The sequence below is a fragment of the Variibacter gotjawalensis genome, from assembly GCF_002355335.1.
Lineage (GTDB): Bacteria > Pseudomonadota > Alphaproteobacteria > Rhizobiales > Xanthobacteraceae > Variibacter > Variibacter gotjawalensis.
In genome coordinates this window covers 568,170-591,273 of sequence record NZ_AP014946.1, presented here as the reverse complement: position 1 = coordinate 591,273, position 23,104 = coordinate 568,170, and the positions used below count along the sequence as shown (strand labels likewise).

The 23,104-nt window shown below is 61.3% G+C and carries 28 protein-coding genes and 1 tRNA gene; 14 read left to right on the top strand and 15 right to left on the bottom strand.

Going from position 1 to position 23,104, the window contains the following annotated elements:
* Positions 1 to 62: 62 nt before the first annotated feature.
* From GJW30_RS02940 to GJW30_RS02925, 4 genes are all read right to left on the bottom strand, one after another.
* Entirely contained in the window at positions 63 to 497 is a 435-nt protein-coding gene (locus GJW30_RS02940) for a hypothetical protein (RefSeq protein ID WP_096351430.1), read from the bottom strand.
* A gap of 81 nt (positions 498 to 578) precedes the next feature.
* A complete protein-coding gene (locus tag GJW30_RS02935; RefSeq protein ID WP_096351427.1) occupies positions 579 to 926 on the bottom strand; it encodes a hypothetical protein in 348 nt (115 codons plus the stop codon).
* 69 nt (positions 927 to 995) lie between these two features.
* The gene (locus GJW30_RS02930) at positions 996 to 1,229 is read right to left on the bottom strand and encodes a hypothetical protein (RefSeq protein WP_096351423.1); all 234 of its coding nucleotides are present in this window, start codon (positions 1,227 to 1,229) and stop codon (positions 996 to 998) included.
* 101 nt (positions 1,230 to 1,330) lie between these two features.
* Complete coding sequence (locus GJW30_RS02925; RefSeq protein ID WP_197703764.1) at positions 1,331 to 2,029, bottom strand: GntR family transcriptional regulator; 699 nt, start codon at positions 2,027 to 2,029, stop codon at positions 1,331 to 1,333.
* Positions 2,030 to 2,104: 75 nt separating this feature from the next.
* Between GJW30_RS02925 and GJW30_RS02920 the strand changes: the two genes are divergently transcribed.
* The 11 genes from GJW30_RS02920 (at position 2,105) to GJW30_RS02870 (ending at position 10,398) form a co-directional block, all read left to right on the top strand.
* The gene (locus tag GJW30_RS02920; protein WP_096351417.1) at positions 2,105 to 3,082 is read left to right on the top strand and encodes a tripartite tricarboxylate transporter substrate binding protein; all 978 of its coding nucleotides are present in this window, start codon (positions 2,105 to 2,107) and stop codon (positions 3,080 to 3,082) included.
* 25 nt (positions 3,083 to 3,107) lie between these two features.
* Positions 3,108 to 4,250, top strand: a complete 1,143-nt coding sequence (locus GJW30_RS02915; protein ID WP_096351414.1) for a mandelate racemase/muconate lactonizing enzyme family protein — start codon at positions 3,108 to 3,110, stop codon at positions 4,248 to 4,250.
* Positions 4,250 to 5,197: a hydroxyacid dehydrogenase gene (locus tag GJW30_RS02910; RefSeq protein WP_096351411.1), complete on the top strand. Its 948-nt coding sequence runs from the start codon at positions 4,250 to 4,252 to the stop codon at positions 5,195 to 5,197. The genes GJW30_RS02915 and GJW30_RS02910 overlap by 1 nt, the downstream gene beginning before the upstream one ends.
* 9 nt (positions 5,198 to 5,206) lie before the next feature.
* Positions 5,207 to 6,346, top strand: coding sequence for a mandelate racemase/muconate lactonizing enzyme family protein (locus GJW30_RS02905; protein WP_096351409.1), 1,140 nt, complete (start codon positions 5,207 to 5,209; stop codon positions 6,344 to 6,346).
* Positions 6,347 to 6,408: 62 nt separating this feature from the next.
* Complete coding sequence (locus GJW30_RS02900) at positions 6,409 to 7,578, top strand: CaiB/BaiF CoA transferase family protein (protein ID WP_096351406.1); 1,170 nt, start codon at positions 6,409 to 6,411, stop codon at positions 7,576 to 7,578.
* 37 nt (positions 7,579 to 7,615) lie between these two features.
* Positions 7,616 to 7,921 carry a hypothetical protein gene (locus GJW30_RS02895; RefSeq protein ID WP_130364734.1) on the top strand — a complete coding sequence of 102 codons (306 nt, stop codon included), beginning with the start codon at positions 7,616 to 7,618 and terminating at the stop codon, positions 7,919 to 7,921.
* 415 nt (positions 7,922 to 8,336) lie between these two features.
* Complete coding sequence (locus tag GJW30_RS02890; protein ID WP_096351400.1) at positions 8,337 to 9,038, top strand: DUF1236 domain-containing protein; 702 nt, start codon at positions 8,337 to 8,339, stop codon at positions 9,036 to 9,038.
* Between the two features lie 27 nt (positions 9,039 to 9,065).
* Positions 9,066 to 9,275 (top strand): hypothetical protein, encoded by a 210-nt coding sequence (locus GJW30_RS02885; RefSeq protein WP_096351398.1) that lies wholly within the window; start codon positions 9,066 to 9,068, stop codon positions 9,273 to 9,275.
* Between the two features lie 37 nt (positions 9,276 to 9,312).
* Positions 9,313 to 9,675, top strand: a complete 363-nt coding sequence (locus GJW30_RS02880) for a DUF1236 domain-containing protein (protein WP_096351396.1) — start codon at positions 9,313 to 9,315, stop codon at positions 9,673 to 9,675.
* Positions 9,676 to 9,766: 91 nt separating this feature from the next.
* A complete protein-coding gene (locus GJW30_RS02875) occupies positions 9,767 to 9,991 on the top strand; it encodes a hypothetical protein (RefSeq protein WP_130364732.1) in 225 nt (74 codons plus the stop codon).
* A gap of 47 nt (positions 9,992 to 10,038) precedes the next feature.
* Positions 10,039 to 10,398 carry a hypothetical protein gene (locus GJW30_RS02870; protein ID WP_096351393.1) on the top strand — a complete coding sequence of 120 codons (360 nt, stop codon included), beginning with the start codon at positions 10,039 to 10,041 and terminating at the stop codon, positions 10,396 to 10,398.
* Positions 10,399 to 10,406: 8 nt separating this feature from the next.
* On the opposite strand, the gene GJW30_RS22925 is transcribed toward GJW30_RS02870, so the two are convergent.
* Positions 10,407 to 10,910, bottom strand: coding sequence for a hypothetical protein (locus GJW30_RS22925; protein ID WP_165391603.1), 504 nt, complete (start codon positions 10,908 to 10,910; stop codon positions 10,407 to 10,409).
* Positions 10,911 to 11,480: 570 nt separating this feature from the next.
* On the opposite strand from GJW30_RS22925, the gene GJW30_RS02850 reads away from it, so the two are divergent.
* The 3 genes from GJW30_RS02850 (at position 11,481) to GJW30_RS02840 (ending at position 13,270) form a co-directional block, all read left to right on the top strand.
* On the top strand, positions 11,481 to 11,726 hold the full coding sequence (locus tag GJW30_RS02850; protein ID WP_245408634.1) for a hypothetical protein: 246 nt from the start codon (positions 11,481 to 11,483) through the stop codon (positions 11,724 to 11,726).
* Between the two features lie 463 nt (positions 11,727 to 12,189).
* Positions 12,190 to 12,375 carry a DUF3606 domain-containing protein gene (locus GJW30_RS02845; RefSeq protein ID WP_096351378.1) on the top strand — a complete coding sequence of 62 codons (186 nt, stop codon included), beginning with the start codon at positions 12,190 to 12,192 and terminating at the stop codon, positions 12,373 to 12,375.
* A gap of 52 nt (positions 12,376 to 12,427) precedes the next feature.
* Positions 12,428 to 13,270 (top strand): transglutaminase-like domain-containing protein, encoded by an 843-nt coding sequence (locus GJW30_RS02840; protein WP_096351376.1) that lies wholly within the window; start codon positions 12,428 to 12,430, stop codon positions 13,268 to 13,270.
* 30 nt (positions 13,271 to 13,300) lie between these two features.
* On the opposite strand, the gene GJW30_RS02835 is transcribed toward GJW30_RS02840, so the two are convergent.
* The 10 genes from GJW30_RS02835 to miaB all read right to left on the bottom strand — a co-directional run bounded on the left by GJW30_RS02835 (position 13,301) and on the right by miaB (position 23,097).
* Positions 13,301 to 13,663 carry a response regulator gene (locus GJW30_RS02835; protein WP_096351372.1) on the bottom strand — a complete coding sequence of 121 codons (363 nt, stop codon included), beginning with the start codon at positions 13,661 to 13,663 and terminating at the stop codon, positions 13,301 to 13,303.
* Complete coding sequence (locus GJW30_RS02830; RefSeq protein WP_096351369.1) at positions 13,660 to 15,315, bottom strand: sensor histidine kinase; 1,656 nt, start codon at positions 15,313 to 15,315, stop codon at positions 13,660 to 13,662. Before GJW30_RS02830 ends, GJW30_RS02835 begins: the two co-directional genes overlap by 4 nt.
* Positions 15,316 to 15,507: 192 nt before the next feature.
* A tRNA-Arg gene (locus GJW30_RS02825) sits at positions 15,508 to 15,584 on the bottom strand.
* 105 nt (positions 15,585 to 15,689) lie between these two features.
* Positions 15,690 to 16,397, bottom strand: a complete 708-nt coding sequence (gene trmB, locus GJW30_RS02820; protein WP_096351366.1) for a tRNA (guanosine(46)-N7)-methyltransferase TrmB — start codon at positions 16,395 to 16,397, stop codon at positions 15,690 to 15,692.
* A 26-nt stretch (positions 16,398 to 16,423) separates the two neighbouring features.
* Positions 16,424 to 17,695, bottom strand: coding sequence for a methionine adenosyltransferase (gene metK, locus GJW30_RS02815; protein WP_096351363.1), 1,272 nt, complete (start codon positions 17,693 to 17,695; stop codon positions 16,424 to 16,426).
* A gap of 146 nt (positions 17,696 to 17,841) precedes the next feature.
* The gene (locus tag GJW30_RS02810) at positions 17,842 to 18,306 is read right to left on the bottom strand and encodes a helix-turn-helix domain-containing protein (RefSeq protein WP_096351360.1); all 465 of its coding nucleotides are present in this window, start codon (positions 18,304 to 18,306) and stop codon (positions 17,842 to 17,844) included.
* Between the two features lie 147 nt (positions 18,307 to 18,453).
* A complete protein-coding gene (gene lnt, locus GJW30_RS02805; protein ID WP_096351357.1) occupies positions 18,454 to 20,076 on the bottom strand; it encodes an apolipoprotein N-acyltransferase in 1,623 nt (540 codons plus the stop codon).
* Between the two features lie 8 nt (positions 20,077 to 20,084).
* Positions 20,085 to 20,609 (bottom strand): rRNA maturation RNase YbeY, encoded by a 525-nt coding sequence (ybeY, locus tag GJW30_RS02800; RefSeq protein WP_096351354.1) that lies wholly within the window; start codon positions 20,607 to 20,609, stop codon positions 20,085 to 20,087.
* Positions 20,606 to 21,631: a PhoH family protein gene (locus GJW30_RS02795; RefSeq protein WP_430727112.1), complete on the bottom strand. Its 1,026-nt coding sequence runs from the start codon at positions 21,629 to 21,631 to the stop codon at positions 20,606 to 20,608. Before GJW30_RS02795 ends, ybeY begins: the two co-directional genes overlap by 4 nt.
* A 14-nt stretch (positions 21,632 to 21,645) precedes the next feature.
* A complete protein-coding gene (gene miaB, locus GJW30_RS02790) occupies positions 21,646 to 23,097 on the bottom strand; it encodes a tRNA (N6-isopentenyl adenosine(37)-C2)-methylthiotransferase MiaB (protein ID WP_096351352.1) in 1,452 nt (483 codons plus the stop codon).
* Positions 23,098 to 23,104 lie beyond the last annotated feature (7 nt).

Genomic DNA, 23,104 nt, shown 5'->3' with positions numbered 1-23,104 from the left:
AAGGTGCGTGCGCGGCGCAGCCTTGCGGCATGCGTGTCAGACGCGACGCTTTAGTCGTTTAGTTAGGCAAGGACTTTGGGTGGTGGTCCGTCGTAGACCGACAGGATACCGGCCGGCGCGTCGATATGCGCCGTCACAAGCGCGCTTTGCGCATGATCGGTGAGGACGAGCGGATACGACGCAGCGAGGGCCGTGCCGACCGAGCCGTATTGGAATGGGTTATCGCAACCGCGTTCCGCGCAGTCGTGCGTGTCGTCCGCGCGGGCGGAGACGCTGACGGCATAGATTTCGTCAACCTCTGCCGTTATGGCGATCAGTGCGTCGGTATTCATCAAACGCTTGACGATCGAGGCCGGAGCATGAACCGGCGCCGACGACTTCAGCACCAGAGGCGCATGATCGTGGCCGCCATGAGCGCGCGCATCGTTCGGGAACGCCAGCACGACAAGTGCGGCGAACGCGACGAGAAACTTAACGATGGTGGCGCGGGCGACCATGATCCGAGATGTAACACGCCTCTTGCGGCAATGCGATGGCGAAGCCGTGATAGCCTTACTACGATCTGACCGGACTTATCGTTACGTTATAGCTGCGAACGCGGCGCGATTTTTCGCTTCGTAAGCTAGAGAGCGCCGGAGTGCAGTCTCGTGCCGAATATAGGTGGCGTACAGATCGTGCGCCGAAATGTGGCGGATGCGCGCTAACGTCTTATCCCAAGCGCAGCCTGATAGACGCTCGATGTGCGTCAGCATCGCGTTGATCTTGTCGCGCTCCCAGACCGCCATCCATTCGGGGGTTTCGCGTTCGGTTAACGGCAGACCGAGGAGACCGTATGCGTTGTCGGTCCAAACGCGCGACGGCGCGCGATCATAACCATCGAGCCAGCAGAAGCGCCGGTCCGGCAATGTCGCGGCAGCTTTCAGCACGGCGAGCTGACGAAGGTGCCAATCGCTAAGCGGAAGGGAACGTGACGACCAGTGATAGGAGCGATCGTATCAGCGCAGAACGGGCGTGGCCGACAGCCACTCGGGAAGAAACACGGAGAGCGGAAGAACGACGCGGCGATCGCGATGGAAGGGCTTGAAGAGATCGAGGTCCGCGTCCTCGACTACGACGTAGTGACGATCATAGGATTTCGCGTCGATCTCATCGAACTGGCGCTGTGCGTGTTCGAATCCGGCTGCGCCGATCGAGGAAATGAGGGACACCGAGTCGATAATATGGGTCATGACGGCCTATTGAATCGCTAGAGAAATCGGGTCTTTGTCTCGAAAAGAGACGTCGTCAGACAATATGCAGAGCTGATCGCAAGCCGCGTGCCGCTTGGGCTCTAGGCGGCCGGTGGTGAGAGATGTCCGGATGGGTCGGCGAGGGTGCCGAGATAGCGCGCGGCTTCCTCGATGTCGGCGACGATCGCGGCTTCGGCGCCGGCCGCGTCTTTTGCGCGGAGGGCCGTGAGTGCGGCGGCGTGCCGGTCCGTGCCTTTGAGTAGCAGCACGTAGTGCGGCACGACGTACGACAAAGCCGGGCCGCAGCGGAGCCAGAGATTCTCGATCATCTCGCCGAGCAACGGGATGTCGGCCAACGCGTAAAGGTCGAAGTGAAAGCCGCGATGCTCGTCGAGGTAGCGCGGCCAATCCTGCGCCTCGATCAGGCGGCGCATGCTGGCGAGGTGCTTTTCGAGGCTCGCGATGGCGCTGTCGCTTGCCTTGGCGGCGGCCTCACGGGCCGCCCGGCCTTCAAGCTCGCAGCGCACGATGGTGAGATCGCGAAGCTCGCGGGACGACAGGCGAGGGACGACCGCAGCGTTGCGGGCGCCTTGCTGCAACACCCCTTGCGCCACCAATCGTGTCACCGCATCGCGCACTGGCGTGATCGAAGTGCCAAACATTTCAGCAAGATAGCGCAGGGTGAGGACGCGGCCCGGCTCGAAACGGCCGGCGAGCAGCGCGCCGCGCAGCTGATCGTGCGCGAGATCCCACAGGGGCTCACGTTCGATCTTCCGCAGGGTGGCTTCGCTCGACCGCATTGCGTCTCCGGCGGCTTGACACATGGCCGCTTGCGTTGTTTGTTATAACAAAGAACAAGACATGAGGGAAGCGCCATGCTGGATCGTCGACAACTTATGCTGGGGACTGCGGCCGCTGTGGCGGCCAGTGCAACATCCGCTTCTGCTCAAGCTTATCCGAACCGCGAGGTCACGCTGATCGTGCCCTGGAACGCCGGCGGGTCTAACGACATCATGGCGCGCGCTCTGCAGCCGCTGCTGAAAGAGCAGGGCATCTCGATCATCGTCGAGAACGTCGCGGGTGCGACCGGGACCGTCGGTATGCGCCGTGTCGCGGCGGCAGCGCCGGACGGCTACACGATCGGCATGGGTACGTCGTCTACGCTCGCCGTCATCGCGCAGGGCAAGACGCCGCTGAAGAACGAAGACTTCACGCATCTCGCGCGCATTTCGACCGATCCGCTGATGCTGCTGGTGCCCGCGAAGGGCCCGCACCAGACGATCGAGCAATTCATCGCCCACATGAAGCAGAATCCCGGCAAGGTCTCGATCGGCACACCCGGCACTTACAACGTCAACCACATCTTCGCGGCGATGACGGCGAAAGCGGCCGGCGTCGAATACACGAACGTTCCATATCCGGGCGGCGCGAAAGTGGTCGGCGACCTCACGGGCGGACACATCCAGGCCGGCGTGCTGAAGCCCTCGGAGACCATCGCGCAGATTCAGGACAATCTGATCAAGCCGCTCGGCGTGTTCGCGAACGAGCGCCTTGCCGTGTTCCCGGATGTGCCGACGTTCAAGGAAAAGGGCATCGACGTTTTCCCGTACGGCCCGATCGTGCAGATGGCGTACCTCGCCGGACCCGCAAACCTTCCGCCGGAGATCCGCGAGCGCATCATCGGCGCATTCCGCAAAGCGATGTTGGACCAACGCTTCAAGACCTTCTCGGATCAGAACTCGTTCCTCGTCGACGATCTCACCGGCAAGGCGCTGGACGAAGAAGTCGGCAAGGTCGCGAAAGCGCTGAAGGCCGTTGCCGAACAGGTGTTCCCGAAGGAAGCCTCGAACTAAATCGCGTTGAAAGCAGACATCCGAAATGAGCAAGATCAAGAAAATCACGGCGCATGTCGTCAGTGCGCCGGTGCAGAAGCCTTTTACGTCGTCGCGCGGCTGGCTCTACAGCGTTCGAGGCACTTGCCTCGTCGAGATCGAGACCGAAGACGGGATCGTCGGCTGGGGCGAGTGCTATGGGCCGTCCGCTGTCGCGAAGAGCTTCATCGATACGCAGCTTGGCCCGCGCGTCATCGGCATGGACCCGTTCGACGTCGAGGTGATCTGGGAGAGCCTCTACAATCGCATCAAGGACTACGGCATGACCGGCATGGCGATCTCCGCCATTTCGGGCATCGACATCGCACTGTGGGACATCATCGGCAAGGAAACCGGCAAGCCGATCCATAAGCTGATCGGCGGCGCGTTCCGCACCGAGGTGCAGGCTTACGCAACGGGGCTCTATTTCATCGACATGAATCGCCTTACCGAAGAGGCGGTCGAGGAAGCGCAGAAATTCGTTTCGGAAGGTTTCCGCGCGATCAAGATGAAGATCGGTCTCGGCTCCGCGAAGCGCGATTACGAACGTGTCGCCGCCGTGCGCAAGGCCATTGGGCCGGATGTGCGGCTCATGGTCGATTCCAATCACTGCTTCTCGGTGCCGGACGCGATCCGTCTTGGCCGCAAGCTCGAAGACCTCGACATCGATTGGTTCGAGGAGCCGATCTCGCCCGAAGATATCGACGGCTATATCGAAGTCACGCGCGCGCTCGATATGGCGGTCGCTGGCGGCGAGAACGATTTCACGCGCTGGGGCTTCCGCGACAAGATCGTGCGCAAGGCGATGGATATCGTGCAGCCGGACGTCTGCGCGGCCGGTGGCATTTCGGAGTGTAAGAAGATCGCCGCCATGGCGATCACGCACGGCGTCGAATGCGTGCCGCATGCGTGGGGTTCCGCAGTCGGTCTTGCCGCGACGCTGCATTTCATCGCGGCGATTCCGGATCAGCCGCCGTCGCTTTTCCCGCGTCCGCCGCTGCTCGAATTCGAGCAAGAGGAAAACCCGTTCCGCGATCACCTCGCCAAAACCCCGATCCGCCAGAAGAACGGTATCGTCAAGATTCCAGACGGGCCGGGTCTCGGCATCGATGTCGATCGCGCCGTGATCGAGAAGTATCGGAAGGCGTGATGGCAAAAATTCTCCTGACCAACGGCATGCATCCGGAAGGCGAGGGGCTGCTTCGCGCAGCGCATGAGCTCGTGATCGCGCCGGATGTCGGCGCCGACACCTTGCGCAAGCTCGCGCAAGACGTCGACGGCATTATCGTGCGCGCAAAGCTGCCGGACGACATCGTCGATCATGCGCCGAAGTTGAAGGGCATGGTGCGCCACGGCGTCGGGCTCGATTTCATACCCGTGGCGGCAGCGACGAAGAAGAAGATCGCGGTCGCCAATCTGCCGGGCAGCAATACGCAAGCCGTCGCCGAGCATGTGATCGCGGCAATGTTCGAGCTACGGCGCGGGCTCTACAAGGCCGACGCGGCATTCCGCGCCAAGGGGTGGGATGCGGGCCGTGCCGAGACGAGCGGCTTTGGCGAGCTCGGAGGCTCGACACTCGGCATCATCGGCGTCGGCGCGATCGGCAGCCGCGTCGCGAATATCGCGCGCAACGGCTTCGGCATGACGGTGCTCGGCGCATCGCGCAGCAACAAATCGCGCGAAGGCATTGAGAATGTCTCGCTCGAAGACCTTTTCCGCCGCAGCGACGCGATTGCGGTGACGTGCGCGCTGACCGACGAGACGCGCGGACTTGTCAGCCGCGAGATGATCGCGCTGATGAAGCCGACTGCAATCATCGTCAACGTCTCGCGCGGCCCCGTGATCGACACGGCGGCGTTGGTTGCGGCGCTACGTGAGCGCCGCATCGGTGGTGCCGCGCTCGACGTCTTCGATGTGCAGCCGCTGCCGGCCGAAGACCCGCTGTTCCAGACCGCGAATGTTCTGCTGACGCCACACGCGGCATCGTTCACGGCGACCAGCGTGCGCCTGATGGGCATCGGTTCGGCCGAAGAGATGCTTCGCATCCTCAAGGGCGAGCGGCCGAAGAATCTCGTCAATCCCGAAATCCTCGACTGAAGACAGCCCATGAAAATCCGTAGCATCAAGGCGGTGCCGATCTCCTATCGCGTGCCGCAAGGACAGAACGTGACCCTCGGCATCGGCCGCGCCGTAAAGCGCGACGCCGTGCTCGTGAAGGTCGAGACCGACGAAGGGATCACGGGTTGGGGCGAGGCGCATCACGGCCGCGCGCCGGGCGCGATCGCGCGCCTGATCGACACGACGATCAGCGAACTCGTCGCCGGCATGGATGCGTTCGACGCGGTCGGCGTGTGGAATCGCGTCTATCAGATGCAGCTCGCGAGCCATGGCATGGGCGCGGCAGCCGCGATGGCGCTTTCGGGGCTCGATATCGCACTGTGGGATATTCGCGGCAAGGCTGCGGGGTGGCCGATTTATCGTCTGCTGGCGGGTGCAGCACGGCCGATCCGCGCCTATGCGGGCGGCATCTCGCTCGGCTATCAGGCGCCGGAGTCGCTCGCCGAAGAAGCCGCAGGCTATGTCGCGCAGGGTTATCGGGCCGTGAAGCTGCGCGTCGGCGACAGCGTGAAGCGCGATATCGCGCGTGTCGAAGCTGTGCGCGAAAGGCTCGGCGACGAGATCGATATTCTGGTCGATGCCAATACGGGCTATAGCGTCGCGGACGTGCGGCGTGTGATGCCGGCTTACGATGCGTGCGATGTCGGCTGGCTCGAAGAGCCGTTCCCGGCGCACGACTATCGCTCCTATGCGGCGGGCGCGAGCCTCGGCAATGTGCCGCTGGCGGCGGGCGAAAACCACTACACGCGCTTCGAATTCACGCGGCTGATCGAAGAAGGCGCGGTCGGGTTCGTTCAGCCGGATTTGTCGAAGACCGGCGGCCTCACCGAGTCGATGCGCATCGCCGCGATGGCGTCGGCTTATAAGCTGTCGTTCAATCCGCATACGTCGGCGACCGGCATCAATATGGCCGTGACGATCCACGCGCTCGCGGCTGTCGACAATGCCGGATATTTCGAAGGCGATGTCGCAAAACATAATCCGTTCCGCGATGAGGTCGGCGGCATTCCGTATCGCATCGATCAGAACGGCTGCGTGATGCCGCTCGAAGGCCCGGGCCTCGGTCTCGAGATCGACGAGAAGTTCATCGCGGCGCATCCGCTGATCGATGGGCCTTGCTACGTTTGACATTTGCCGCCGCGCGCGATGGGTTAGGGCGAGAAAAGACCTAACGCGAGCAAAGGGCGGACATGACTTCGGCAAAGCAAGGCGGGCCGCTGAGCGGCGTTAAAATCGTGGAGATCGCAGGCATCGGTCCCGCGCCTCTGTGCTGCTCGCTTCTCGCCGACATGGGCGCCGACATCGTGCGGCTCGACCGCAAAGCGTCGGCGGGTCTCGGTCTCGAATTCGCCGGCGAGAAGGCGGACATCCGCCGGCGCGGGCGGCCATCGGTCGCGATCGACTTCAAACACCCAGATGGCATCGCGACGGCGCTCGATCTTATCGCGCAGGCCGATGCCGTGATCGATCCGATGCGGCCGGGCGTGATGGAGCGGTTGGGTCTCGGTCCCGACGTTTGTCTCGCGCGCAACGCGCGTCTCGTTTACGGGCGCATGACGGGATGGGGACAGGACGGGCCGCTTGCGCAGGCGGCGGGTCACGACATCAACTACATCTCGATCTCGGGTGTGCTGCATGCGATCGGCACCGCGAAGCAGCCGGTGCCGCCGCTGAATGTCGTCGGCGATATGGGCGGCGGCGCGATGTTCCTCGCGATGGGTCTGCTCGCCGCGATCATCGAAGCGAAAAATTCCGGCAAAGGTCAGGTCGTCGATGTCGCGATGAGCGAAGGCTCGGCCTATCTCGCGCTCGGTTGTTTCGGTCTGCAGTCGGCCGGGCATTGGTCGGACGATCGCGAGAGCAACATTCTCGACGGCGGCGCGCATTTCTACCGCGTCTACGAAACGCTCGACGGCAAGTTTGTATCGATCGGTTCGATCGAGGAGAAGTTCTACGCGATGCTGCTCGCGAAGCTCGGGCTCGATCCCAAGACGTTGCCGAAGCAGATGGATCGCTCGCAATGGCCGATGATGCGCGAAAAGTTCGCGGCGATCTTCCGGCAGAAGACACGCGACGAATGGTGCGCGATTATGGAAGGCACGGACATCTGCTTCGCGCCGGTGCTCAGCTTCAGTGAAGCAGCGGATCATCCGCACAACAAGGCGCGCGATGCGTTCGCAACTGTCGATGGCATCGTGCAGCCGGCGCCTTCGCCGCGCTTCAGCCGCACGCCGTCGAGCATCAAGAGCCCGCCGCCGGCGTTCGGCGCGCAAACGGAAGAAGCGCTGAAGGCGTGGGGCTTTTCGGATGCGCGGATCGCGGAACTTAAAGCCGCGCGCGCGATCGGGCGCGAGGGCTAGTTGCCGCGCATCCAGCGTACACTGGAACGTTTCTGATGTGGCCGAGTTGCTGACATCGTCAACCGTCACAACGAAAGCCAAAACAATGAAAAGAATAGCCATCGTTGCTGCAGCCCTCGCATTGGGCTTCACCTTCAGCGCTCCAGCTTCGGCGCAGATTGCGGATGCGAGTGACGTCAGCGCGCAGACGACAATCGTGAAGAAGAAGGTGATCCGGCATGATCGCGGCAGGCACATGCACCGCGGCTGGCGCCATTCTCGTCACCACGGCGCGACCCGGTCGAAAACCGTGATCAAGCATCGCGGCGGCACAACGATCGTGAAGAAAAAGGTCGTACGCTAACGATCCCACCCCGGCTTTTACGCCGGGGTTTTTCGCGGGAGGTCGCAATGGTCGATACGCACCGGCTTCGCCTGATCGGCTTCATGCTCGCTTTGACGACGGCACTAACGACAGCTGTCGCGGCTGCCGGCGTTGTCATCAATAGCTTGGGCTGAGCTTCGCATACTTGAACGAACAGTCATCTCGATGGCGGGTTTGAGGCGGCGGTTCAAACACGCAAAGCGTTGAAGCTGCGCGCCAATTCGCGATCGAAACAGATCGCAACAAAGCGTCACAAAGCGCCGAAGAATTTGCGGAACGGTTCGCGACCATCGCGATTGTAGTCGCAGCCATCCTGGCTAGAGGGGGCGTCGCAGGTCGCAAACCTGCGCGGCGCCTGCAGACCCGCAAGGCCTGCACCATCAGGAGAGCCAACATGAACACTAAGCTTCTTAGCTCTACGGCAGCCTTAGCTATCTTACTCGCCACGCCACTGGCACAAGCGCAAACGAGCCCGCCGGCAGCGTCGGCGCCATCGGCTCAACCTTCCAATCCTTCTCAGCCCGCCGAACGCACGCCAAGCGCTGCGCCGGAACAGCGTGGTCAGGAGCCGCGTGCTCCGAAGGCCGGAACTCCGTCGCGTCAGGGCGGCGATCGCGGCGATCGCTCTTCGCAGCGTGAAGCGCCGGCAGCCAACGATCAGGGCGGCCGCCGTCAGCAAGATCAGCGTGCCGCAGAACCGCGCGACCAAGGCGCGCCGACGCGTTCGCGTCAAGAATCGCAGCGTCCGGCCGATCGTAACGAACGCCAGACGCGTGGCGATCGTGAACGCGGCGGTGAACGGGATCGCAGCGCGAATACGGGTGCGGCTCCGGCAACGAGCGTCGAGATCAACACCGAACAGCGCACGCGGATTCGTGAGCGCCGTGAGGTCTTCCGTAGCGGTCGCGTCGATCGCGTGAACTTCTCGCTGTCGGTCGGCACGTCGGTTCCGCGCTCGCAGCGGATCTACGTTCTGCCGCCCGAAATCGTCGAATTTGTTCCGCGCTACCGCGGCTACAAGTACATCCTCGTCGGCGACGAGGTTGTGATCATCGATCCGCGCACACTGCGTATCGTTGCTGTCATCGAAGCCTAACGTTCAACAATCACAAGGAGATCAACGATGCGAAAGCTCGCACTCGTAACGACGGCGCTTGCCGCTCTGTTTGCCGTGACGCCGATGATGTCTTCGGCCAACGCCGAAGTCGTGCGCAAGAAGGTCATCATCAAGCACAGCCACGGTCATCATCATCATGGTCGCGGCATGCATCGCGGACACACCAAAAAGGTGGTCGTGATCAAGCGTGGTCACCGTCACCATCACCATAACTAATCTACGCAAACACAAGCACTTCAGACGGGAGACAATCATGAAGAAGCTCACCACACTTACGACAGCCGCTGTGCTGCTTTCGACGATGGCTGCGATGGCGCAGACGACGGTCATTGAAGAGCGTCGCGCGCCGGCTCCAGGAGAGACGGTTGGTAGCGCCGTTGGTGGCGTCGTCGACTCGGCGATCGCGGTGCCGGGCGCAGTCATCAACTTCGTGACCGGTGCGCCCACGCGCCGTTCCGTACGCGTCGAACGCGAGATCGTCGTCGGCGAACCGCTGCCGACCGAGGTCGAGGTCACGGTCATTCCCGAGCATCGCGACTATGCGTATGCCTACGTGAACGAGCGCCGCGTCATCGTCGAGCCGCGTACGCGCCGGATCGTTCGCATCATCGACTAGCCCGCGCCTGCATCGCAGAACGCAGCGAAGGCGGCATCCGTTGTCCGTCGCCCGGCAACGGGTGCCGCTTTCGCAAGCGATGGAGATTTCGATGTCGCGAGATGCCGAGATCGGCGAGGAAACTCAGGCCACGCTCAAGGGCTGTGTGCGCACGTCCGTCATGTTTACCGAGTCTGATTGGACGGTCACGCGTGCCGAGAATAATCCAGACGTCATTCTGATCGCGGTTAAGACCGAAGACGGCTCCGTGCATCTTGCCGTGCGCTTGAACGAAGCGTCGCGCATCACTGAGCAGATCCGTTCGCTGCAAGGCTAACCAATTCTTTGTATTTTGGGGGCCGCTTCTTACAGGGGAGCTGTCAAATGCTGAAGATTTATCGTGCTGCGTTTTCCGATCCGTTCACCGGCAAGACTGCTCGCCCGGCCGAATTTCTGAAGGCCGCGGACGATCGGCAAGCTTGGGAGGCCGCGCGCCGCCGCGCCGGCGAACTCGGCGTCGCGCTTTGGGACGGCACGCGTCGCGTTGACGACACGCCGAATGAGATCCGGATCGCGACGGTCGCACCGCACAGCCGTTCTCACATTCTTCGCCGGAGAGCGCAGGAGATCGATGAAGCTTTGCGCGAGAATACGGGGCCGCAATGGCGCGCCGCGAAGCGGCTCGCACAGAGCTACCGCGATGAAGCATTGATGCTGGAACGGGAGCCAAAGGTGGAGCCGTAAGTCTCGCTCTAAGGCTTCTTATCTCTGAATTGCACGACAAGCGTGCGCCATCGGTCGGCAAGCTCCTGCCAGTAGAGTCGGCCCTCAGCCGTGGTCGATCGATCGGCTCGATTTTCGCAATCGGCGGCTTCTTCGAGATACTCTTTGATCTTGCGCTCGATGTCCTTGGAGCGGTCACTGGCCAGCATCGGTTCCCTCTCGCCCTCTGATACGCGGGAGGGGTTTGCTGCGTCGACATAGACGGCTCGGCCAAAAATGATATCTAATGGACCCGGCGTCAAATAGCGCGACCGCCAGAGGGAGCGACGCCGATGACCGAGGACAAGGAAAAGGGGAAGATTCTCATTTTTCCAAAGAAGGATCGGTTGCCCAGCCCGGAAGAGTGTTTCGCCAAAGCGAAAGACTTGATGGCGCGCGCGGATGCCGTGAAGGACCTTGACCGGAAAGCGCAGATGCTGCGCGAGGCCGGCGAGTGGCTGAAGCTGGCAGAGACTAAACGATAATACGGGCATGACACGTGCTCCATCGCTGTGGGGCGGGAGCACTGTCGGTCTCTCAGCTGCCGACGCCAGAACGACGCAAGTCGGCAATAGTTGAATGTAGTCTCTCGTAACCCGACAAAGTAGGGTTATCTACGAATATCGCCACATCACGGCCTTTTAAGCCTTTCGCTTCGGATGCCGGCTTCCCATGTATCGAGTATCGCTGGCCAAGTTTTTGGGCGTCGGCGACTGAGAGACGCGACCGCGCTCCCGCCTCGAGGCAGAGGAGTTGGCGATGTCAAACGTCTTCCGAATTTTTCCGCTTTCCGCAGACGGCCGCCATCGCGAGCCTATCGCGCTGAGCTCAATCCATACGTTAGACGCCGCGATCTCGCAGGCTCGCAACCGTGCGGCCAATCAAACCGTCGAGCTTTGGCGCGGCGCCAAGCGCTTATACATCGTTGCGAATGTACGCGAGAGCGAAGCCAAAACGCGCGCCGACGTTGCGATTGAGACAGCGACCCTGTCCCATGAAATCGCGTACACAGCGCGAGTTGATCTCGCGCGGTTGATACCGTGATACGGTCGCGCGATGCTGCGGTGACATTCCGCCACCCATTTGTTTTGACGGCGGTCGATCGCGAACTACCGGCCGGAACGTATCGATTGTCGATCGATGAGGAGTGCATCGAAGAGCTGTCGTTTCCGGTCTACCGAAGGATCGCAACGATGATCCACGTCGGAAACAGGTCGACGACCGAGATGTGGACTATCGATCATGCTGAGCTTGAGAAGGCTCTCGAACGCGATGGCGGCCACAACCAGATCGTCTATCAGCGAACTTGAGCGCGGTCGCGGGTCGGCGATTGCGATATTAAGTCGTCCGGAAGCATGCTACGTTCATTTCATCGTCGGCCACGAATACGAACGGGCGCTGACGCCTGAGAGACAAATTGCGCTCCCGCCTGCAACGCTGGGAGCTTTCGATGTCTGCAATAAGCAAATTTGGAACGCCGGTTCAGCGTCTCTACGCGTTGATCGGGCTGGTCTTCCTAATCGGCGTGCTCGCCGTTCTAGCCCCACTCGTGCGCTGACCGCGTCGCAGATCTCTATGGGCTGATTGCTGCTGTTTCGCGTGAGCGATGCACTGCGATTGGATAATGGCCTTGCGCCCGACAGTCGGTTTCGACTGTTGCGGTGCTCAGGCGCGGCCGGTTCTGGCATGCATCGTCGGGACCGGCTCGCAGCCAGATCTCGTTTTCCGGAGCCAATCCGCGCTTCGCGATTGTTGAAAGAAGGACGTCAAAGCATGGCCGACCGTACCGCGAACCGCGACAAGCCAATCCGCACCCGAATCAACGTCAACGAAGAGCAAGAGATGAAGCACTGGACGGAGGCTCTTGCCATCACGCCGAAGCAGCTCAAAAGCGCTGTGGCTTTGGTGGGACCTGAGTCCAATGACGTCAAGCGCTACCTCCGCGACACGCACCAATAAGATCGAACGATCACGATACTCCAACGTCAACGACACGAAAGACGCACGCTTGATGCTGATACGCTACGGCTACGAGATTAAAATCAATTGCGAACAGCCGACAGCGTTGGTGTGTCTTCTCTCGATAAATGCCGAGCGTGACGGCGATATTCGCGTGCCGGAAGTCGTTGTCACGGAGCCCCCTGTCGCTATGTCGCTTTATCACGACCTGTTCGGGAACGTGTGCCGACGGCTCGTCGCGCCAACAGGCGATCTGACGATCAGAAGCGACGCGACGATCGAAGATAGCGGCGTGCCAGAGCCGCCGGCTTACGATGCGCGCGAAGTGCCGATCGACGCGCTGCCCGACGAGTGTCTCGTTTACCTGATCGGCAGCCGCTATTGCGAGACCGACAAATTGAGCCAGACCGCATGGGACATGTTCGGCAAAACGCCGCCGGGTTGGGGGCGCGTCCAAGCGGTTTGCGATTTCGTGCACCGACACATCAAGTTCGACTATCAGCAGGCGCGTTCGACGCGCACGGCCTTTGAAGCCTTCAATGAACGCGTCGGCGTGTGCCGCGATTATGCACACCTTGCCCTGACGTTATGCCGCTGCCTCAACATTCCGGCGCGCTACGTCAACGGACATCTGGGCGACATCGGCGTACCGGTCGTCGACCCGATGGATTTCAGCGCATGGATCGAAGTGTTTCTCGGCGACCGCTGGTACGCCTTCGATCCGCGCAACAACATTCCGCGCATCGGCCGTATCGTCGTGGCGCGCGGACGCGATGCAGCCGATATCCCGCTGATCAATTCGTTCGGCCCGCATCTTCTGAAATCATTCCGTGTCTGGACTTACGAAGTCAGCAATTCGGATGTCGCTGCGTCGACGGCCTCGGCTCATGCCTAGCGAGCCAGCGGAAATGCGGCGTCTTGCGCGCTATGCTGCGAACTTGTTGATCGCAGCGACAACGTCATCTTCGCGATAAGGCTTGGAGAAGAACACGGTGCGCGCCGGCAACTGTAAGTCGGGCGCCCTGACGTGACCCGATACCAAAATGATCTCGATCGGGGGCCAGCGGTCGCGTATCAGCGCAGCCAGCCGCATTCCATCAATGCCCATCGGCATGTCGATGTCCGACAGGACAACCCTAATATCTGTCCGCTTTTCGAGAATTGAGATCGCTTCGGTCGCGTTGGCCGCCTCGACACTGTCATAGCCGGCGTTTTCGACCATATCGACAGCCGCCATCCTGAGGAGCGGCTCATCTTCGACAATAAGGATCGTCTTTTTGCCGGTCATGACGCCTGCACTTCCAGCAGTGGCGCACGGAATTCACCGTGCAGGCCTGAAGTGTGATAACTCAGCGTCACGCCACCGGTTCCAATAAGCCCCATCGCGATCAGTCGAGAGCCGAAGCCTTTCTGGCTCGGAGGCCCGACGGTAGGACCGCCGCTTTCCCGCCAGTCGATTACCAGTTCCTTGGTCGCGTCGTCCACGCGCCACGATAGATCGACCACGCCAAGATCGTTGGAAAGGGCGCCGTATTTCACGGCATTTGTCGACAGCTCATGAAGCAGCAGTGACAGCGACAGCGTAGCCCTCGGGCCTATCGTCATCGCGGCTCCGGTCAGTTTGAACCGATCGCTGCCGAGGGCTGCGGTCACGTTGCCGACAACCTCGCGCAGATCGGCGGACAACCAGCTACCTGCCAAAAGGACGTCATGCGCTGCCGAGAGGGCGTGGAGACGATCAACAAATGCATCGACGGCGGCTTTGTCGTCGAGGCCCTTCAGCGTCTGCCGCGCTACGGCTTGAACCATTGCCATCGTATTCTTCATGCGATGACTCAGTTCGTGATTGAGAACGCGTTGCTGCCGTTCGGCCTTCAATCGAGCAACGCCGTTCTCGACGCGATCCGCGACATTCCGCAGGAACGTCAGCACTTCCTGCGGCCATTCAGTAACCGTGTCGAAGTGAACGAAGAAGAGTGCGGCCGGTCTCCCGTGATCGAAAACGACCAGGTTGATCAGCGATCTGATGTTGAGCTTCAGCAATCGGGATGGGTCGGCGGCCGTGCGCTCATCGGTCGTCACGTCTGAGATGACGAGCGGCAGTCCTGCGATGAGGTCGTCGGCTAGTCTGCCGTAGTCCGCGAAGCGATGTCGGCCGCTCACGCTTATCTGATCTTCAGACGTCCAATCCTGCGCGATGTCGACGTATTCACCGTCCTCCGACAGCAAACCGAAACCGGCGCGGCTCGCACCCAAGGTCGCGGCAACGATCGACGACGCAAATTGCGTCACCTCGTCCATAGACTCGGCGTCGCGAAGTTTGTCGCCGATCTGCAAAAGCGCATTGCGACGGACTTCTGCTCGCTGCTGCTCGACGATGTAGCCTCGCTGCACGATCACCGCGCGCCGAAGCTCGAGTTGCGAAATGACTTGCGATGCCAATTGACGGAGGCCGGCCACTTGCGCGGCGCTCAGCCCTTGCGGCCGAGGTGTCGTATCGATGACGCATAGGCTGCCGAGGACGTGACCCTCGGCGTTCGCAAGAGGTGCGCCGGCGTAAAAGCGAATGCCGGGGTCGTTCATGACAAGCGGGTTCGCGCTCGTCCGGCGGTCTTTGGTCAGGTCGTTTATGACGAGGACGTCTCGCTCGACCAGAACATGAGCGCAGACCGAAGAGTTGAGATCGGTCTCGCACGGCTCAAATCCGGCGTGTGCTTTGAACCACTGTCGGTCACTCGTGACCAAACTGACCAATGCGACAGGCGCTTCGCAGATAAACATCGCCAGTTGAACGATGTCGTCAAATCCCGGCTCGGGCTCGGTGTCTAAAATCGCGTAACCGTCCAACGCCTTCAGGCGCTCGGGGTCGTAGACATAGCTGGGGATCGCGCTGGGAGCGGCGTGTTCGGCTGGAGCCGCGGATGAAGTTTTGTCGGACACTTTTTCTAACTCGCGGGACGCCAGCCTGAAGAAGACGTGTCGACCTAAGCGAGTGGAAATACAAGCTCTTCGCGAGACAAGATAGTGGTTGGCGATTGAGCGAACCGCTAGCGGGTATCCCAAGGCCGGATTGGCCGAAGCTAAAGGCTCGTAGATCGAGAGTAACCCATCGCGAGGTCTCTCGTTGAAAAATGGCGCGCCCGAAAGGATTCGAACCTCTGACCCCCAGATTCGTAGTCTGGTGCTCTATCCAGCTGAGCTACGGGCGCTAAGAACCGTCCATCGGCACAGAGCGCCGGTACAGGTTCGGGCGCATAGCTATAGGTTTGGGTTCGCGTTGGCAAGCCACGATTTCGGTGAGCATTGGCAAGCTGTTAAGAGCGCCGAAATCTTAAGTAACAGGACTTGCGTCCTTCCCGATGGGCCTTCGCCTCGTATCGCGTTTGGACATAGCCGGGCCAGGGCAAACGCCAGTCGTCCGCCTTTTCGGCGGTCCATGAAAATGCAGGCTGCTGCGCGACGCGCTCCAGCGTCCAAGCAACATAATCGTCTATGTCGGATGCGAAATGGAACACGCCGCCCGGCGCGAGCACGCGTGCGATTTCGCCAAGATGCTTGGCGTTCACGAAGCGGCGCTTGTGATGCCGCTTCTTCGGCCATGGATCCGGATAGAGAAGGTCGACGCGCCTCAGCGATGCTGCGGGAAGCCACGGCAGAAGTGTCGTCGCATCGCCGTGGTAGAGGCGGATATTCTGCGTTTGCGTTGTTTCGATACCGCTCAGCGCTTTGGCGACGCCGTTGATGAAGCCTTCGGCGCCGATGTAGCCGACGTCGGGGTTCTGTGCGGCTTGCGCTAAGAGATGCTCGGCGCCGCCGAAGCCGATTTCGAGGCCGACTTCGCGGACCGGCTTCGCGAAAAGCGATGCAAGATCGCTCGGCGCCGCTGCCGCGAGATCGACGGCGACGCGCGGCAGCAACGTCTCGAGCAGCGATGTGTGGTGCGAGCGCAGCGCCTTGCCGACGCGGCGGCCAAAAAAAGCCCCGCGGTAAATCTCGCGGGGCTTTTCGTTTTTCTCAGTCATTGAGACCCCTCGCCAATGGGCGAGACTTAGAATGCCTTCTTCAGCTCCGCGGCGAGATCCGTCTTCTCCCACGAGAAGCCGCCGTCACGCTCCGGCGCGCGGCCGAAGTGGCCGTAAGCTGCCGTGCGGCGGTAGATCGGCTTGTTGAGCTGCAGGCGGCGGCGGATATTGGTGGGGCGCAACGGGAAGAGTTCGTGAAGAACCTTCTCGAGCTTCGCTTCGTCGACCTTGCCGGTGCCGTGCGTGTTGACGAGCAGCGACATCGGGTCGGCGACGCCAATCGCGTAAGCGACCTGGATCGTGCACTGAGTCGCAAGACCGGCCGCGACGACGTTCTTGGCGAGATAGCGCGCAGCGTAAGCGGCCGAGCGGTCAACCTTCGTCGGGTCCTTGCCCGAGAAGGCGCCGCCGCCGTGCGGAGCGTAACCGCCGTAAGTGTCGACGATGATCTTGCGGCCGGTGAGGCCGCAGTCGCCGTCCGGACCACCGACGACGAAGTTGCCGGTCGGGTTGACGAGGAAGTCAGACGGCTTCTTGGGCATCCAACCCTTCGGTAATGCCGACTCGACAGCCGTCGAGATCAGTTCCTTGACCAGGCCGGGTGTGTATTTTTTGCCGTTGCGGCTCTGTTCGTTGTGCTGGGTCGAGACCACGACCTTTGTGCAGCCAACCGGTTTGCCGTCGACATACTGCACTGTGACTTGGCTCTTCGCGTCCGGCTGCAGGTCGGCGAGCTTGCCGCTGTGGCGTTGGTCGGCGAGGACCTTCAGGATCTTGTGCGCGAAATAGATCGGCGCCGGCATGAACGAGTTCTTCTCGTAAACTTCGCTCTCCGTGCAGGCATAGCCGAACATCATGCCCTGATCGCCGGCACCTTCCTGGTCGCCGTCTTTCTTCTTCTTGGCATCGACGCCCATCGCGATGTCGGGCGACTGACCATGCAGAAGAACTTCGACGTCGGCACCATGGAAGGAGAACCCATCCTGATTATAGCCGATGTCCTTGATGACGCCGCGCGCGATGTCGGTCAGCATCTCGCGGTTTACGACCGCGTGGCCCTTGTACTTGGTGAAAAACGGAGCTTGTCCGCGGCCTTCGCCCGCAATGACGATCTTGTTCGTCGTCGCCAGGGTTTCGAGGCCAAGCCGGGTATTGACGAGACTGTCGTCCGCAATGCCGAGCTTGACGTCGTTCGCCAAGAAGGCGTCGAGGATCGCGTCGGAGATTTGATCGCAGACCTTGTCGGGATGTCCCTCAGAGACAGATTCACTCGTGAACAAATAGCTCTTACGAGACACCAGAAGCTCCTCGTGGGTGGATTCAGTTGATCCGCTGCAGTAACCGCAGGCGGCGCGTGCTTTTTCGCAGCACGCGCTCGCCCGGTCAAGCAGACTATCCTGAACCCGCGGCGGCTAAGAAGGAGCCGACCGCCTAAGTTTTCGCCTTACGATACAAGGCTCGGCTGCGGCTGCGTCGTCACTTGAGCCGCCGGTTGTTTGTCCGCAATGCTCGCGACCAGGTCGACGATATTGCGGCGGAGCTTGGCATCGCCAATGCGGACAAAGGCCTTGGTCAGCGCGAGGCCGTCCGAAGTTGCCAAGAAGTCCGAGACATAGGCCGGGGACGGAGCTTCGTCGAAACCATTCCCGCCGCTATGACCATTGGCCAAAATGTCGGCCGTCGGCGCGCCTTCGAAAAAGAAGGATACCGGCACTTGCAGCATTTCCGAGATTTGCTGAAGGCGGCTCGCACCAATGCGATTAGTGCCTTTTTCGTATTTTTGAACTTGCTGGAAGGTGAGCCCCAGTCCGTCGCCGAGCCGTTCCTGGCTCATGCTGAGCATCATACGGCGCATACGAACGCGCGAACCAACGTGCTTATCGACTGGGTTCGGAGCTTTTTTTAACATGATTATCTTCCCAATAAAATATGAAAATGGATTGAACGCGTGTTAATAAAATCAAGAAGTTGGTCAGCTGGTCAAAAGTAGAGAGATCAAGTTCCTAGAAAATAACGCTCTAACGAGCTATTTCTAATAAACTCGGTAACGAAGTTCTTATAATGCCTGAGGTTGAAAACGCAACCCTGCATTAGTCTTCGTAACGCGCGCAGCCCACCATGCTGCAACCGAAAATGCAAGCCACACGAGCCACAGAAAAAGAGGCAACGTGTTGCCCCATTGGGCAAACGGCGGCGCTGTGATGACTTTCGGGAGCGCGCCGTCGAGGCTGCCTTCAGCGCCAAGCGGAAGCGATGCGGTGGTTCGGCCATAGCCGTCGACGAATGCCGAAATGCCCGTGTTGGCGGAACGCACGAGCGGCAAGCCTTCTTCGATCGCGCGCATCCGTGCCTGGTGAAAATGTTGGTATGGCCCGGTGCTGTTGCCGAACCAACCATCGTTGGTGAGGTTCAACATGAATCCGGGACGCTCGCCCGGCGCCGTGATCGCGGCGGGGAAAATCACCTCGTAACAGATCAGCGGAACGGCGGGCGGCAAGCCGGCGATCGTCAGCAATGCGCGCGATTGGCCCGAGGTGAATCCGCCGCGCACTTTCGTCAGCTGCTGCAGCCCGATGCTCTCGAGCAGCGACTGGACCGGCAGATACTCGCCGAATGGGACGAGGTGCACTTTGTCGTAAGTCTCGACGATCGAGCCATCGTCGGCGATCGTGTAGATCGAGTTGTAAGCCTGCAGACGTCCGGCGACTTGCGGCGCGAGACGCGCTGCGCCCGTGATAAGCATCGTGCCTTGCGGCAAAAGCTCGGCGATCTGCGCGAGTGCGTCAGGCTCACGCGTCAGCAGAAACGGAAACGCGGACTCGGGCCAGACGAGATGCGTAACGCCGTAGAGGTTCGGCTTGTCGCTCGAAGGTGTACGCTGCGAGATATCGAGATAGCGCTTCATCACATCGGCTTTGGCGCCGTAGTTGAACTTTACGTCTTGCGGCAAGTTCGGCTGCATCAAGCGCAGCTTCGGGCCTTCGACGAACTCGGTCGGATGAGACTCAAGACGCCAGAAGCCGAACGCCGTCATCGCGATGAGCACGACGATCGAGATCGCGAGCGGGACCCATCGGCGCTTCGTCTCGTCCGACAGCGCGGCGGGCGAGGAGAACACCGCGAGCGCAATCAGCGTCATGCCCCACAGGCCAACAAGCGAGAAACTCTGCGCGAGCGCGAGCGGCGCGCCGAGCGCGTAGCCGAACGCATTCCACGGAAAGCCGGAGAGGATCGTCCCGCGCAGATATTCGACGAAGGTCATCGCGGCGACGAAGATCAGGATGCGGCCCGGGCCGCCGATCCAGAATGCGCCGGAGATGGCTGTGCCGAGCGCCGTGAAGAAAGCGAGACCCGCGGGCAAGCCGACGACGGCGAGCGGCATCAGCCACGCGAAGGTGTGCGCATCGACCAGGAAGGCGATGCCGAGCCAGTACAGTCCGGCGACGAAATAGCCGAAGCCGAACCACCAGCCGGTGACGGCGGCGGAGACGATGCGTCCGCGTTTTCCTGCGCTGGCGCCGTCGATCAGCCAAATCAAAATCGGAAACGTGATAAAGAGGATCGGCCAGAAATGAAACGGCGCCATCGCCAGTGCCGACGCGGCGCCGGCCGCGCATGCGAGCGCGGCACGTTGCCAGCCCCACAGCAGCAGCACTTTGTTGGCGATGCGGTTCAGCATGCGGACATCTAGCGCGACTTGCGAGAAGACTTTTTGGCTTTCACGACGTCAGTGTCGGCGTATGGGTCCGCGATGCCGAGAGTCGCGAGGACGCGCTTTTCCAGCGCTTCCATCTTGTTCGCCTCGCGTGGGTTCTCGTGATCGTGGCCGACGAGGTGGAGAAAGCCATGAACGGCCATGTGCGAGAGATGATGACCGAGAGTCTTCGCGTCGTCCTTCGCCTCGCGCGCCATCGTCTCGTAGGCGATGACGATATCGCCGATGTGACCATCGGGCGCCGCAGAAGGAAACGAAAGTACGTTGGTCGCTTTGTCGAAGCCGCGGAATTGATGATTAAGCTCACGGATCGCCTTGTCGTGCGTCAGTACGACGGTGACTTCGGCGGATGTTGTCTTAGATCCTTCAGCCGCCGCATCGAGTGCGCGACGGATGATGGATTTTGCGCGCGCAAGACGATCCCAACGGCGCGATTGGATCAGAATGTCGGCTTTGACGCGCGCAGCCTTGGCCGGCGCTGTCTTCGCGCGCGTCATTCCTTCGGCTCTGGACGCGCCGATGCGGCTTCGTAAGCCGTGACGATGCGGCCGACGAGTTCGTGACGCACGACGTCCTGTGCCGTGAAGTTGATGTGGCCGATGTCCTCGATATTGGCGAGCAAGCGCACGGCTTCCGACAATCCGGACTTTTGACCCGGCGGAAGATCGATCTGACTCGGGTCGCCCGTGATGATCATGCGGCTGTTCTCGCCGAGACGAGTCAAGAACATCTTCATCTGCATCGACGTCGTGTTCTGCGCTTCATCGAGAATGATGCAGGCGTTCGACAATGTACGGCCGCGCATGAAGGCGAGCGGCGCGATTTCGAACTCGCCGGTCTGCATCGCGCGTTCGACGATGCGCGAATCCATCAAGTCGCCGAGTGCGTCGTAGATCGGACGCAAGTAAGGATCGACTTTCTCCTTCATGTCGCCCGGAAGGAAGCCGAGTCGTTCGCCGGCCTCGACGGCCGGGCGCGTCATGATGATGCGATCGATCTGTTTGCGTTCGAACAACGATACGGCGTGCGCGACGGCGAGCCACGTCTTGCCGGTGCCGGCCGGACCGGTGCCGAACACCATCGTGTTGCGTTTCAGCGCACGAATGTAAGCGTCCTGACCGGCCGTACGGGCCCGGATCGGCCGCTTGCGCAGGCTGATCTCTTCGAAACCGGATTGCGTGCCGGGCTCGAATGTGAAGAGCGAACCTTGCGCGACGGCTTGGCGCACCGCGCCTTCGACGTCGCCGGGCGCAACTTCGCGGCCGCGTTTGAGCTCTTCGTACAATCCCATCAGGACGCGGCGTGCTTGCTCGCAGCCGTCGCGTGGGCCCTCGACCGTCAGCTGGTTGCCACGCGAATTCGCCATGACGCCAAGGCGGCGCTCGATGATCGCGAGATTCTGCCCGTACTGACCGAACAGCACGGACGCCAGACGATTATCGTCGAAGGTGAGGTGAAACTGGGTGTGCGTGCCGGGCAGAGGCGCAGCGGCAGCGCGGGGCGGAGCTTTCGTTTCAATCGGAGGCAAGCGATTCAGGTCTCAACCATTGTGGGCGCCGACTCGGGCACGATGCTAGCCGATGCGGGTGCCGCCCGCGAGCCTTTTGCGAACAAACTGTTGGGACCGACATCAACGATCTCGGCTGTGACAATTTCGCCGATCTGGTCCGGCGTCGCGACAACGTTGACGGACTGAAGGTACGGCGATCGGCCGATCAGCCGGCCGTCGATGCGTCCGGGCTTTTCCAAGAGGACGTCGAATGTCTGCCCAACGCAGCTGGCATAGAACGCTTTTTGCTGATCGAGCAGGAGCGCTTGCAGCTCGGCGAGCCGCACTTCCTTCACGTCCTCGGGCACGGCGTCGCCCATATCGGCCGCGGGCGTGCCGGGCCGTGCCGAGTATTTGAACGAATAGGCGGCCGCGAATGTGACAGTTTCGATCAGCTGCATTGTGTCGCGGAAATCCGCATCTGTTTCGCCTGGAAAGCCGACGATGAAGTCGGACGAGAGCGCGAGTTTCGGTTGCGCGTTACGCAGGCGATCGATGAGGCGCAGATAATGCGACTGCGTGTGGCGGCGATTCATTGCCGCAAGAATGCGGTCTGAGCCCGACTGCACCGGCAGATGCAAATACGGCATCAGCTGCGGCAGATCGCGATGCGCTTCGATCAGTTCGTCGTGCATGTCGCGCGGGTGGCTCGTCATATAGCGAAGCCGCGCGATGCCGCGGACTTCGGCAATGCGCTGCATGAGGCGGCCGAGCGTCCACGAACCGCCGTCCGGACCTTCGCCGTGATACGCATTGACGTTCTGGCCGATCAGCGTGATCTCGCGCACGCCCGCGTCGGCGAGACGTTCGACTTCGCCGAGGATCTGTGCGACCGGCCGAGAGAGTTCGGCGCCACGCGTATACGGCACGACACAGAAGGTACAAAATTTATCGCAGCCTTCCTGCACGGTGACGAAAGCCGAAACGCCGCGCTTGCGCATCGCGGCGCGCGTCGGCGCGGGAAGCGCAGCGAATTTATCCTCGACCGGAAACTCGGTGTCGACGACGCTGCGTCCGCCTTGCGTCTCGGCCAGCAGGCTCGGCAAGCGGTGATAGCTCTGGGAGCCGACGACGAGATCGACCGACGGCGCGCGGCGGAGGATTTCCTGGCTCTCAGCTTGGGCGACGCAGCCGGCAACCGCGATTTTGACGTCGCGTCCAGCGTCGGCGGCTTGCTCTTTGAGCACGCGCAGGCGCCCGAGCTCGGAATAGACCTTTTCGGCCGCCTTCTCGCGGATGTGGCACGTGTTGAGGATGATGAGATCGGCATCGGCCGGGCCTTGCGTCTCGTCAAAACCCTCGCGCGCCATGACGTCGGTCATGCGCTGGGCGTCGTAGACGTTCATCTGGCAGCCGTACGATTTGACATAGACCTTCTTGCGCGGACGGTAGGCGTCCGGCGCGAGGGCTGTGTCGAGGGTCGTATCGATCGTCATCGGGGCG